Here is a 12838-nt window from a genome sequence, read left to right on the forward strand (position 1 = left end):
CTCGTGCGGATGTCGGTCGGGGTCGGGTCAGACGATCTTCTGGCCGGCGAGGTAGTCGACCAGCTTGGCGCCGCCGTCGCCCTCGTCGACGACCTTCACGCCCTCGCCCTTGGGCGGGCGGCCGGTGAAGTCGAGCACCTCACTCGTCGCCGAGCCCGCACCCACCGTGCCGGGGTCGATGCCCAGGTCGGCCAGCGTCTTCTTCTCCACCGGCTTCTTCTTGGCGGCCATGATCCCCTTGAAGGAGGGGTAGCGCGGCTCGTTGATGGTGTCCCAGGTGGACACGATCGCCGGCAGCGGCGCCTCCAGCGCCCAGTAGCCGCCGTCGGTCTGCCGCTCCACCTTGGCCACGCCCCCGTCGACGGTGAGCTTGCGCGCCCCGGACAGCTGCGGCAGGCCCAGCCGCTCGGCCAGCAGCGCCGGCATCACCGACATCTGCGAGTCGGTCGCCTCCGCACCGCACAGCACCAGGTCGTACTCCAGCTGGCCCAGCGCCGCGGCCAGCACCGCGGAGGTCTGCACCGCGTCCGACCCGTGGATCGCCTCGTCGGTGACGTGCACCGCGCGGTCGGCGCCCATCGACAGCCCCTTGCGGATGGCGTCGGCGGCCGAGTCCGGCCCCACGGTGAGGATGGTGACCTCGCCGCCCTGCGCCTCCTTGAGCTGGAGGGCCTCCTCCAGGGCGTACTCGTCGATCTCGTTGAGCACGTTGTCCGCACTGCCCCGGGCGACGGTGTTGTCCGCCGGATCCAGAGTGCGCTCACTCCCGGAATCGGGGACCTGCTTGACCAGAACGACGATGTTCATCGTCAGACCTACCTCCGCGCTGGGTCAGGGGGTCGCGGGCCGGCGCCCGCCTCGCTCTGATAGTGGAGGTTACCGCCGGGTAACGGAGACGCCGTCCCTGGCTCCGGTGACGCCCGTCACGCCGTCCCGGCGGGGTCGCGGAGTTCCGGGGAGGACTCGGCCGGTGCCACCAGCACGGGGCGCTCGGCGGGGGTGACCGTCACCGCGGCGCCGGGGACGAGATCGGCGCTCTCGGCACTTGCCACGTCCACCGCCACCTCGAGGTCCCCGGGCAGCGCAACGGCCAGCCGGGTGGTGGCGCCGGAGAAGGTGCGAGTCACGACCCGGCCGGCACCGGCCGGGTCGGCGCGGACGGTGAGGGACTCCGGCCGCACCAGCGCGACCAGCGGGCCGGCCGACGGCAACGCCCCCGTGACGGGCCGGTGGACGCCGAGCAGCCCCACTCCCCCGTCGACCGGCTCCGCGGGCAGCCGGTTCATCGTGCCGACGAACTCGGCGACGAACGCCGTCGCCGGCCGCTCGTAGAGGTCATCGGGGGAGGCGACCTGCTCCAGTCGTCCCTGCCGCAGCACGCCCACGCGGTCGGCCACCGACAGCGCCTCGGCCTGGTCGTGGGTGACGAAGACGGTGGTGATGCCCAGCTCGAGCTGGATGCGGCGGATCTCCTCCCGCAGCTGGACCCGCACCTGGGCGTCCAGCGCCGACAGCGGTTCGTCGAGCAGCAGCACCTGCGGGGCGACGGCGAGCGCGCGGGCCAGGGCGACCCGCTGCTGCTGGCCGCCGGAGAGCTGGTGGGGGTAGTGACCGCCGCGGTCGGCGAGCCCCACCAGCTCCAGCAGTTCGACGGCCCGCCGCCGCTGCTCGGCCCTCCCCCGCCGGCGCACCCGCAGGCCGAAGCCCACGTTGTCGGCGACGGTGAGGTTGGGGAACAGGCTGTAGGCCTGGAAGACCATCCCCATGTCCCGCTTGCTGGCCGGGACGCCGGTGATGTCCCGCCCGTCCAGCAGCACCTGCCCGGCATCGGGCCGCTCGAAGCCGGCGATCGCCCGCAGCGCCGTCGTCTTCCCGCAGCCCGACGGACCCAGCAGGGCGAGGAACTCCCCACCGCGGATGTCGAGGTCGAGCCCGTCGAGGGCCAGTACCGAGCCGTACCGGCGGGTGATGCCGGCCAGCCGGACGGCGACGCCGGGGTGCTCGCGCAGGTCGGCCGGCGCCGCGGCGGCGCGCGTGGCGGCCGGGGTCGTGGTCATGCGGACTCCTTCCCCGTCCGCCGGCGGTCCAGCGCGGAGATCAGCAGCAACAGCACCCAGGTCATCACGAGGGAGAGCACCGAGACCGCCACCGACAGCTGTGGCCGGGACCCGGAGATCTCCAGGATCCACGTCGGGAAGGTCCGGAAGCCCAGGATCTGGGCGATGGTGAACTCCCCCAGCACCAGGGCGAGGGTCAGGAACGAGGCGTTGAGCACCGACGTGCGCAGCACGGGCAGCACGACCGAGACCAGCACGCGCGGCCACGAGGCGCCGAGGTTGCGGGCCGCTTCGGTCAGCGTGCGCAGGTCGGTGCCGCGCAGGCCGGCGTCCAGCGCCCGGTAGACGAACGGCAGCGCGAGGACGGCGTAGACGAGGACGAGGATCCACGGCAGTGAGGGGCGCTGCAGGGCGAAGAACGCCTCGGCCAACGGGGTCCCGAAGAAGTGGTCCGGGGCCCAGGCGAGCACGCTGCGCACCCCCACGACCAGCGCGATCGGCGGGAGCACCAGCGGCAGCAGGGTGAGCAGCTCCACCGTCGTCCGCAGGCGGGGCAGCCGCAGCTCGACCAGGACGACGGTCGGCACCATGAGCACCAGCGCGATGACCACGGTGAGCACGGCGATCGTCAGCGAGCGGGCGAAGGTCTCCGCGAAGCCCTCGGCCCCCGGGATGCTCGTGTAGTTCTCCGCCGTCAGTCCGCCGGTGCCGCGGTCGCGGACGGTGAACCACACCGACCCGGCGATGGGCACCAGGAAGTACAGGCCGAACAGCGCCAGCACCACCCAGCGCCAGGCGCCGGCCCCCCGCCGGCCCGGCCGCACCGGTGCGTCGGGGGCGACGCCGCCGGCGCCGGCGATGCCGGAGGTCGCCATGGTCACGTCAGCCACCGCTGGGTGCGGCGCTGCACCCAGGCGTAGAAGGCCATGACCAGGCCGATGAGCACGACCATCCCGAGGGCGAGGGCCTTGCCGAGGTTCTCCGCACCGACGACGACGTTGCTGGAGAGGGCGTCGGCGATCTGCAGGGTGACCAGCGGGATGCTGCTCCCCACCAGCGCGCGGGCGGTGGCGTAGGCGGCGAAGGCCGAGGCGAACAGCAGCATCGTCGCGCCGATCACCGGCGGGGCGAGCACCGGTCCGCCGACGTACCGCCAGTACTGCCACCCGCTGGCGCCGAGGTTGTCGGCGGCCTCCCGCCACTGCGGACGCAGGGCTTCCAGGGCCGGCGTGATGGTCAGGACCATGAGCGGGACCAGGAAGTACAGGTAGACCAGTGCGAGACCGGCCATCGAGTACAGCGAGAAGCCGGACAGTCCCAGGGTGTCGGTGACCAGCGCGGTGACCACGCCGGCGTTGCCGATGGTCGCGATGAAGGCGAAGGCCAGGGGGATGCCGCCGAAGTTGGCCAGGACGCCGGAGGCGGTGAGCACCAGCCGGCGCAGCAGCCGGCCGCGGCGGGCCCGGAGCACGGCGATCGCCAGCGCGAGCCCGAGCACCGCGCCGAGCACCGCGGTGAGCGCCGACAGCTGCAGGCTGCCGACGTAGGCCCGCCGGTAGGCACCCTCGGTGATCGTCGCCAGGTTCGCCGCCGACCACCCCTCCTCGAAGGTCACCGGGTCGGTGACCCGGAAGGCCTCCACCCCGAGCACGACGACCGGCAGCACCAGGAAGACCGCGACGTAGAGGAAGAACGGGACAGCGCCGAGCCAGACCAGCACCCGGCCGCGGCCGCCCCGGCGCGCAGGCGGGCGCGTCCGGTCCGGGGCGGCGGCCGGCGGGCCGCCGTCCCGGACCGGGGTGTCGGCTGCGGTGCTCAGCCGGACATCTCCGCGTTCCAGCGCTCGGCGACCACGTCGCGAGCAGCGGTCTCCTGCTCCTGGCTCGGGAACTCCGCGGTGCCCTCGACCGGCGGCAGCGCGGACAGCGCGTCGGCGTCGGCCGTGCCGGCCTCCTCCATCGCAGGCAGGCGCACCGGGCGGGCGCCACCGCGCAGCCAGATGTTCTGGCCCTCGTCGCTGTAGAGGAACTCCTGCCACAGCCGGGCGGCGGCCGGGTGCGGGGCGAACCGACTGATGGCCTGGTTGTAGTAGCCACCGAACAGCCCGTCGGACGGGACGGCGACCTGCCACTGGGCGCCCTGGTCGACGAGGTCGTCGGTCAGGGCGGCGTTGTTGTAGTCCCAGTCGATGGAGATGGGGGTCTCGCCGCTGAGGATCGTCGCCGGGGTGATCTCCACCGGGTTCCAGTTGCCGGCGTCCTTCACCTGACGGAAGAAGTCGACGCCCGGGCCGATGTCGTCGAGGTCCCCGCCGTTGGCCAGCGAGGCGGCCCAGACGCCCGAGAACGCCGCCGTCGCCTGCGTCGGGTTGCCGTTGAGGGCCACCAGGCCGGCGTACTGCGGGTCCAGCAACTCGGCGAAGGTCGTCGGGCACTGCCCGACGACCGACGCGTTGCACCCGATCGACACGTAGCCGCCGTAGTCGTTGACCCAGTACCCCTCGGGGTCCTTCTGGCCCTCGGGGATCTCGTCCCAGGTCTGCACCTGGTACGGCGCGAGGAGGTCCTGCGCCTTCGCCTGGTGGTGGAACGGGGTGCCGAGGTCGAGCACGTCGGGGGCTCGGTCCTGGCCGCGCTGGCTGGTCACTGCGTTGAGCTCGTCCTGGCTGGACCCGTCGGGCAGGGCGCTGACGACCTCGATGCCGTACTTCTCGGTGAAGGTCTCGATCATCTCGCCGTAGTTCGCCCAGTCCGGCGGGAGCGCGATGACGTTCAGCGTGCCCTCGGCCTGCGCGGCCTCGACCAGCGCGTCGAGGTCACCGACGTCCTGCAGGGAGGTCGCGGTCGCCGCCCCGCTGTCCGATCCCCCGCCGCCGGAGCCCTCGTCCCCGCCCCCGCACGCGGCCAGGACCAGGGCGGCGGCCAGGGTGGCCGCCGCCCGCACGGTGGGTCGTCTGCTCGGGGCACTGCACTGCACGTCTGTCCTCCAGGGTGGGTCCGTGTGGCTGCCGGGATGGTGGCAGAGAGCGGCCGCTCCGGACGGGGCGCGGACACCGACGCCCGGTGTCCATCCGGGGAACACCCGGCTGTCGGCCCTGGTCAGCGGCCGGTGAACGTGGCCTTGCCGGGCCCGTTCTCCAGGAACGACGCCATGCCGGCCTTCTGGTCCTCGGTGTCGAACAGCTCGGCGAACAGCTGGCTCTCCAGCGCGAGGCCGTCGGGCAGCGTCATGTCCAGGCCCTCGTCGACGGCCCGCTTCGCGGCGGCCAGCGCCAAGGGCGGGCCGGCGGCGAACTTGCGGGCCATCGCCACCGCGGTGGCGTGCACCTCCTCGTCGGGGACGACGGCGTCGGCCAGCCCGATCTCCAGGGCCTCCTCGGCGCCGACGTGCCGGCCGGTGAAGACGAGGTCCTTGGCCTTGGCGGGGCCGACCAGGCGGGACAGCCGCTGGGTGCCCCCCGCGCCGGGGATGACGCCCAGCAGGATCTCCGGCTGGCCGATCTTCGCCCCGGCGCCCATGACGCGGAAGTCGGCGCACAGGGCGAGCTCGTAGCCGCCGCCGAGGGCGTACCCGGTGATGGCGGCGATGACCGGCTTCGGGATGCGCTGCACGGTGGTGAAGGAGTTCGTCAGCTCCCGGCCCCACGCGACCATGCCGCGGCCGTCGAGCTGGGACATGGCCTTGATGTCGGCTCCGGCGGCGAAGACCCGCTCCCCGCCGTAGACCACCACAGCGCGGACGTCCTCGCGCTCACCGGCCTCGAGCGCGGCGGCGCGCACCTCCATGTGCAGCTGCTCGTTGATCGCGTTCATCTTCGGACGGTCGAGGCGGATCGTGCCCACCCCGCCCTCCACCTGCAAGGTCACGAACTCCGGCGCTGCCATGGAAGGCCTCCAACGGGGGTGGACGACGTCGTCGCCGCACCCTAGCTTCAGGCCGCGCGGCGGGCGGTCCAGCGTCCGTCTGCACGCTGCACCTGCAGGGCCAGCCCGAAGGTGTCCGACAGCGACTGCTGGGTCAGCACCTGCTCGACCGGCCCGCCGGCCACCACCTCGCCGGCACGCAGCAGCAGGGCGTGGGTGTAGCCGGGCGGGATCTCCTCGACGTGGTGGGTGACCAGCACCTGGGCCGGGGCGTACAGGTAGCGGGCGAGGTCGGCCAGCCGGCTGACGAGGTCCTCCCGGCCACCGAGGTCGAGGCCGGCGCCGGGCTCGTCGAGCAGCAGCAGCTCGGGGTCGGGCATCAGCGCGCGGGCGATCTGCACGCGCTTGCGCTCACCCTCGCTCAGGGTGCCGAACGGGCGGTGCGCCATCGGGGACACGCCCCACTGCTGCATCAGCATCGCCGCGCGGGTGAGGTCGTGGACGTCGTAGCGCTCCCGCCACCGGCCGAGGACCGCGTACCCGGCGGAGAGGACGACGTCACCGGTCCGCTCCGACGACGAGATGCGCTGGGCCAGGGCGGCGCTGGTCAGGCCGATCCGCGGGCGCAGCTCGAAGACGTCAACCGCGCCGAGGGTCTCCCCCAGCAGCCGCACGGTGCCCCGGGTCGGGTGCAGGTGCGCGGCGGCCAGCTGCAGCAGCGTCGTCTTGCCCGCGCCGTTGGGGCCCAGCACCACCCACCGCTGGTCGGCCTCGACCGTCCAGTCGACCCCGCGCAGCAGGTACGCCTGCCCTCGGACGACGTCCACACCGTGCATCTCGACGACCGGCTCGCTCGACACGCCCCCATCCAACCAACCCGCCCGGTGCCCCCGCCCTCCACCCGCCGGACGCCCCGGGTTGGCACCATGCCCCTGTGGACAGCAGCCCGGACGACGCCTCGGTCTGGCCCGGATCCCCCACGCCCCTGGGCGCGCACTGGGACGGCACCGGCACCAACGTCGCGCTGTGGTCCGCCGGCGCGCACGCCGTGGACCTCTGCCTGTTCGACGACGACGGCACCGAGCACCGCCACCGGCTGCAGGAGACCACCCACCAGGTGTGGCACGGCCGGCTGCCCGGCGCCGGGCCCGGCACCCGCTACGGGTACCGGGTGCACGGCGGCTACGACCCCGCCTCCGGGCAGCGGTACAACCCGGCCAAGCTGCTGCTGGACCCCTACGCCCGTGCGGTGGACGGCGAGCTGACCCTGCACCCGTCGCTGTTCGGCTACCTCGAGTCCGCCCCCGACACCCCGCTCCCCGATCCGCACGACTCCGCCCCGTACGTGCCCCGCGGCGTGGTCGTCCACGACTCCTTCCCGTGGGACGGCGACCGGCCACCGGGGACCAGGTGGTCGGACACCGTCATCTACGAGGTGCACGTCAAGGGCGCGACCATGCGCCACCCCGACGTGCCGCCTGCACTGCGCGGCACCTACGCGGGGCTGGCCCACCCGGCGTTCGTCGCCCACCTGCAGGCCCTCGGGGTGACCGCCGTCGAGCTGCTGCCGGTGCACCACTTCGTCAGCGAGCCGCACCTGCTGCGCCGCGGGCTGACCAACTACTGGGGCTACAACACCCTGGGCTACTTCGCCCCGCACGCGGCCTACAGCTCGGCCGGTTCGGGTGGCCGGCAGGTGACCGAGTTCAAGGCCATGGTGAAGGCACTGCACGCCGCCGGCATCGAGGTGGTCCTCGACGTCGTCTACAACCACACCGCCGAGGGCGACCACACCGGCCCCACCCTGTCGTTCAAGGGCATCGACAACGGCGGCTACTACCGGCTCGCCGGGGACGACCCGTCCCGCTACACCGACTACACCGGCTGTGGGAACACCCTCGACGTCCGCCGTCCCCCGGTGCTCGGGCTGCTCATGGACTCGCTGCGGTACTGGGTCACCGAGATGCACGTCGACGGCTTCCGGTTCGACCTCGCCTCGGCGCTGGCCCGCTCGATGCACGACGTCGACCGGCTGTCGGCGTTCTTCGACGTCGTCCACCAGGACCCGGTGGTCAGCCGGGTGAAGCTCATCGCCGAGCCGTGGGACGTCGGCGAGGGCGGCTACCAGGTCGGCAACTTCCCGCCGCTGTGGACCGAGTGGAACGGCAAGTACCGCGACACCGTGCGCGACGTGTGGTCCGGGGCACACGTGGGTGTCCGGGACCTCGCCTACCGGCTGACCGGCTCCTCCGACCTCTACCGCTCCGACGGGCGCCGGCCCTTCGCCAGCATCAACTTCGTCACCGCCCACGACGGTTTCACGCTGGCCGACCTGGTCACCTACGAGCGCAAGCGCAACGAGTCCAACGGCGAGGACAACCGGGACGGCGAGAGCCACAACCGGAACTGGAACTGTGGCGTCGAGGGGCCCACCGACGACCCGGAGGTGCGCGGGCTCCGCGCCCGGCAGGTGCGCAACCACCTGGCCACGCTGCTGTTGTCGACCGGCGTCCCGATGCTCACGGCCGGCGACGAACTGGGGCGGACCCAGCAGGGCAACAACAACGCCTACTGCCAGGACAACGAGATCTCCTGGATCGACTGGGACACCGTGGACGAGGACCTGCGCGCCTTCGTCGCCCGCATCGTCGGGCTGCGGAGGTCCTCCCCCGTACTCCGCCAGGAGGCGTTCTTCGAGGGCCACGAGATCCCCGGCACCGGTGGGACCCGGGACCTCGCCTGGTTCGCCCCGGGTGGTGAGCAGCTGACCACCGCGGAGTGGTTCGACACCGGGCTGCAGACGGTCGGCATGTACCTGGACGGCCGCGGCATCCGGCACCGTGACGAGCGTGGCCGCCCGGTGCAGGACGACTCCTACCTGCTGCAGCTGCACGCCGGCCCCGAGCCGGTCACCGTGCACCTGCCGGGGCCGCCGTGGTCGGACGGCTACGAGTTCGTCGTCTCGACGGAGTTCCCGACGGGGGCGCCGCCGCGGCCGGCCATCGTCGCCCCGGGCCGGCTGGAGATGCCCCCGCGCAGCCTCTGGCTGCTCCGGGTCCTGCGCCGCCCCTGACCGGGGAACGGGCAGCGGCTCAGCGCAGCAGGGGAACGGCGGTGCGGTCCGGAGGACCGCAGTGACTCAGTCCTGGACCTGTTCGAAGGTGATGACGGTCCAGCCGAGCAGCAGCCGGTCACCGTCGGAGAGCGGGTGCGCGACGCCGGGCTCGAGCTGGGTCCACTCGGTGGCCTCCGGCCCGGCGACGTGCGTGCCGTTGAGCGAGCCGAGGTCGACCAGGGAGACCTCCCGGCCGTTGCGCTGGATGGCCGCGTGGGCCGAGGAGAGCACGTTCTGGGTGTCGGCGATCGGCACCGGCCGGGCCGTCCCGGCGGTGACCAGCTCGTGGTTGTCCGGGCGCCGGCCGAGGACGAGGTCCTCGTCGACGGTCACGACGAGGCCGTCGTCGAAGCGCAGGATCGGCGCCGCGGGCGGCTCCGGCTTCCAGAAGGCCGTCGCCTCACCGCCGTCCGCCTCCTGCGCCGCGGGGGCGGGGGTCTCGTAGGCGGATGAGCCGGCGCTGCCGAAACCGGCGTCGGAGCCGGCGGTGAACGACGACGGCGCCGGCGACGACGGCACGGCGGCCGACGAGGCGTGTGCGGCAGCGGCGAGCTGCAGCATCGCCCCTGATCCGGGGACGGTGCCCTCGATCAGGTCGTAGGCGACACCCGGGGGCATGGAGGGCACCGGCTGGCCGGGGCCCACGTAGAGGGTCTGCCCGAGCTGGAAGCCGGTGGCCAGGGTGCAGCCGTCGACCGACGCGCCGGAGACCGGGACGCCGTCGACCGCCGGCTGGCCCTTGCCGCACCACAGCGCCACCCCGGTGCCCGTACCGCCCGCGGTGTCGACCAGCACGAGCGCGAAGGACGCCGAGCTGCCGCCCAGCGTGGCGACCTGACCGGCGATCGCGCCGAGCACCCGTTCCGCGCCGGGGCCGGAGACACCCAGGCAGGCGTGCAGGGCGGCGACGAGGGCCGGAGAGCCCGGCGCGTCGACCCACAGCAGACCGCCTCCGCGTCGGGCGACGACGGAGTCTCCGGGCAGGACTTCACAGCGGTCGGGCATGGCGCAAGCCTAATGACCTCAGGCACGCGGCGGCGGACCGGCGACGCGCCACGCCGACACGCCGCACGGCTCCCGGGACGGGTGCGACCGGCGTGGCGGATGTGTCGCGAGCTAGGCGCTGGCGACCACGCCCAGCTCCGCCGGGTCGGCCATGTGCGACGAGTACGGCAGCACGCGCACCGTGTAGCCGAAGGCGCCGGTGCGCTCCAGCGGCAGCGTCGCGGTGAACCAGTGGCGGGAGCCGTCGGTGTGCTCGTGCTCCATCGGCAGCGTGGTCACCTCGTGCAGCCCGTCGGCGTCGTCGACCCGCCCGTAGGCCGCCTGCACCTGGACGTCCACGGGGGTGAGGCCGGGCAGCTCCACCTCCGCGCGCAGGGCCAGCGTCGACCCGATCTCGGGGGTGTCGCCGGCGCCGGTGGCCTCGACGTGGGCGACCCGGACGGCGCTCCAGTGCTCCAGCAGGTGCGCCCGCCAGTCGGCCTCGGTCCGGGCCGGGCCGTAACCGCCGTCGGCCATCGCGCGGGCGGAGCCGGCGGCCGGGACGTACAGCTGCTGCACGTAGTCGCGGACCATGCGGGTGGCCAGCACCTTGGGACCGGTCTCGCGCAGGGTGTGGCGCACCATCTCGACCCACCGGGTCGGGACGCCGTCCCGGTCGGTCTCGTAGAAGCGCGGCAGCACCTGGTTGCCGAGCAGGTCGTAGATCGCCCGCGCCTCGATCTCGTCGCGTCGGTCGGCGTCGGTGACGCCGTCGGCGGTGGGGATGGCCCAGCCGTTCTGACCGTCGAACCACTCGTCCCACCACCCGTCGCGGATGGAGAGGTTGAGCCCGCCGTTCAGCGCGGCCTTCATGCCCGAGGTGCCGCAGGCCTCCAGCGGGCGCAGCGGGTTGTTCAGCCAGACGTCGCAACCCCAGTAGAGGTAGCGGGCCATGCCGATGTCGTAGCCGGGCAGGAACGCGATCCGGTGTCGGATCTCGGGGTCGTCGGCGAACTTCACCATCTGCTGGATCAGCTGTTTGCCGCCGTCGTCGGCCGGGTGGCTCTTGCCGGCGATGACCAGCTGGACCGGCCGCTCAGGGTCCAGCAGCAGCGCCTTGAGCCGCTGCGGGTCACGCAGCATCAGGGTGAGCCGCTTGTAGGAGGGCACCCGGCGGGCGAAGCCGATGGTGAGGACGTCGGGGTCGAACGCGGTGGCGGTCCAGCCCACCTCGGACTCCGCGGCCCCGCGGGACAGTGCCGTCTCCCGGAGCCGGCGGCGCACCTCCTCGACCAGCCGGCCGCGCAGCAGCCGGCGGGTGCTCCACAGGTCACCGGCGGAGATGTGGTCGACGCCGTCGAAGTGCACGTCGCCGTCGACCTCCACCGGGTCGCCCTGGGAGCCGGCCTGGCTGCCCAGGTCGACCAGCTCACGGGCGGTCCAGGTGGGCGCGTGCACGCCGTTGGTGATGGAGCCGATCGGCACGTCGCCCTCGTCGAAGCCGGCCCACAGGTCGCGGAACATGTGCCGGCTGACGTGCCCGTGCAGCTGGCTGACGCCGTTGGCGCGCTGACCCAGCCGCAGGCCCATGTGCGCCATGTTGAACTTGGTCGGGTCCTCCTCGGCACCCAGCGGGATGAGCTGGTCCAGCGGGACGCCGAACCCGGCGAAGTAGCGCTCGATGAGCGCCCGCGGGAAGCGGTCGATGCCGGCGGGCACCGGGGTGTGGGTGGTGAACACCGTGCCGGCCCGCACCGCCTGCAGCGCCTCGGCGAAGGACAGCCCGTGGGACTCGGTCAGCTCGCGGATCCGCTCCACGCCCTGGAAGCCCGCGTGGCCCTCGTTGGCGTGGAAGACCTCCGGCTGCGGCGTGCCGGTGAGCGAGCAGTAGGCGCGCAGCGCGCGGACGCCGCCGATGCCCAGCAGCATCTCCTGGCGCAGCCGGTGGTCCTCGTCGCCGCCGTAGAGGCGGTCGGTGACGCCACGCTCGGCGGGCGCGTTCTCCTCGATGTCGCTGTCGAGCAGCAGCAGCGAGACCCGGCCGACCTGGGCCCGCCACACGTGCGCGTGCAGGGTGCGGCCCTCGGGCAGCGGCACGGTGATGACCGCGGCCGAGCCGTCGGGCTGGCGCAGCAGCTTGACCGGCAGGCCGTGCGGGTCCAGCGAGGGGTAGTGCTCCAGCTGCCAGCCGTCGGCCGACAGGCCCTGCTCGAAGTACCCGGCGCGGTAGAGCAGCCCCACCCCGATCAGCGGGACGCCGAGGTCGGAGGCGGCCTTGAGGTGGTCGCCGGCGAGGATGCCCAGGCCCCCGGAGTACTGCGGGAGCACCTCGGTGATGCCGAACTCCGCGGAGAAGTACGCGATGGACGCCGGGGCGTCGGCTCCGAGGGACTGGTACCAGTGCGGGCCCGACAGGTAGTCCTGCAGGTCGTCGACGACGTCCTGCAGGCGGCGGACGAATCGGCGGTCCCTGGCCAGTGCCGCCAGCCGCTCCGCGGAGACCTCACCGAGCACCTTCACCGGGTCCCCGTTGCAGGTGGTCCAGAGGGTCGGGTCGAGGGCCTCGAACAGGTCGCGGGTCTCGGGGTGCCACGACCAGCGGAGGTTCATCACGAGCTGGGACAGCGGCATCAGCTCCTCGGGGAGCGATGCCCGGACGGTGAACCTTCGGAGAGCGCGCACCGCCCGAGACTAACCAGCCCCCCGCGCCCGCCACAGGCGGCCGACGGGTGTCCCCACGCCCGCCCGACCTGCTCACACGAGCGCGGCGAACGGCGCTCTCCCGCCGACATGCCCGCAGACCGGGACCTCGATAGCGT

10 protein-coding genes are annotated in these 12838 nt (G+C 73.3%); 1 reads left to right on the plus strand and 9 read right to left on the minus strand.

Translation table 11 applies throughout. The features are described 5' to 3' along the window. Positions 1 to 27 precede the first annotated feature (27 nt). The 7 genes from CRP39_RS20130 to CRP39_RS20160 all read right to left on the minus strand — a co-directional run bounded on the left by CRP39_RS20130 (position 28) and on the right by CRP39_RS20160 (position 6780). On the minus strand, positions 28 to 807 hold the full coding sequence (locus tag CRP39_RS20130; RefSeq protein ID WP_097208185.1) for an electron transfer flavoprotein subunit beta/FixA family protein: 780 nt from the start codon (positions 805 to 807) through the stop codon (positions 28 to 30). Between the two features lie 116 nt (positions 808 to 923). After that, positions 924 to 2057: an ABC transporter ATP-binding protein gene (locus CRP39_RS20135; protein WP_097208186.1), complete on the minus strand. Its 1134-nt coding sequence runs from the start codon at positions 2055 to 2057 to the stop codon at positions 924 to 926. Beyond that, positions 2054 to 2932, minus strand: coding sequence for an ABC transporter permease (locus CRP39_RS20140; protein ID WP_245854018.1), 879 nt, complete (start codon positions 2930 to 2932; stop codon positions 2054 to 2056). The genes CRP39_RS20135 and CRP39_RS20140 overlap by 4 nt, the downstream gene beginning before the upstream one ends. Positions 2933 to 2934: 2 nt before the next feature. Beyond that, a complete protein-coding gene (locus tag CRP39_RS20145) occupies positions 2935 to 3777 on the minus strand; it encodes an ABC transporter permease (protein WP_172442538.1) in 843 nt (280 codons plus the stop codon). 95 nt (positions 3778 to 3872) lie between these two features. Beyond that, positions 3873 to 5033, minus strand: coding sequence for an ABC transporter substrate-binding protein (locus CRP39_RS20150; RefSeq protein WP_245853989.1), 1161 nt, complete (start codon positions 5031 to 5033; stop codon positions 3873 to 3875). 122 nt (positions 5034 to 5155) lie between these two features. Then, the gene (locus tag CRP39_RS20155) at positions 5156 to 5941 is read right to left on the minus strand and encodes an enoyl-CoA hydratase/isomerase family protein (RefSeq protein WP_097208188.1); all 786 of its coding nucleotides are present in this window, start codon (positions 5939 to 5941) and stop codon (positions 5156 to 5158) included. Positions 5942 to 5988: 47 nt separating this feature from the next. After that, positions 5989 to 6780, minus strand: a complete 792-nt coding sequence (locus CRP39_RS20160; RefSeq protein ID WP_245853990.1) for an ABC transporter ATP-binding protein — start codon at positions 6778 to 6780, stop codon at positions 5989 to 5991. A gap of 74 nt (positions 6781 to 6854) precedes the next feature. Between CRP39_RS20160 and glgX the strand changes: the two genes are divergently transcribed. Then, on the plus strand, positions 6855 to 8993 hold the full coding sequence (gene glgX, locus CRP39_RS20165) for a glycogen debranching protein GlgX (protein WP_097208189.1): 2139 nt from the start codon (positions 6855 to 6857) through the stop codon (positions 8991 to 8993). A 66-nt stretch (positions 8994 to 9059) separates the two neighbouring features. Here the strand turns inward: glgX and CRP39_RS20170 are convergent, their stop codons facing one another. Together CRP39_RS20170 and glgP are read right to left on the minus strand one after the other, a co-directional pair. Further along, a complete protein-coding gene (locus CRP39_RS20170; protein ID WP_097208190.1) occupies positions 9060 to 10040 on the minus strand; it encodes an FHA domain-containing protein in 981 nt (326 codons plus the stop codon). 111 nt (positions 10041 to 10151) lie between these two features. Then, positions 10152 to 12701: an alpha-glucan family phosphorylase gene (gene glgP, locus CRP39_RS20175; protein ID WP_097208191.1), complete on the minus strand. Its 2550-nt coding sequence runs from the start codon at positions 12699 to 12701 to the stop codon at positions 10152 to 10154. Between the last annotated feature and the right edge of the window lie 137 nt (positions 12702 to 12838).

This window comes from Geodermatophilus sabuli, from assembly GCF_900215145.1.
In the GTDB taxonomy this organism is placed as follows: domain Bacteria; phylum Actinomycetota; class Actinomycetes; order Mycobacteriales; family Geodermatophilaceae; genus Geodermatophilus; species Geodermatophilus sabuli.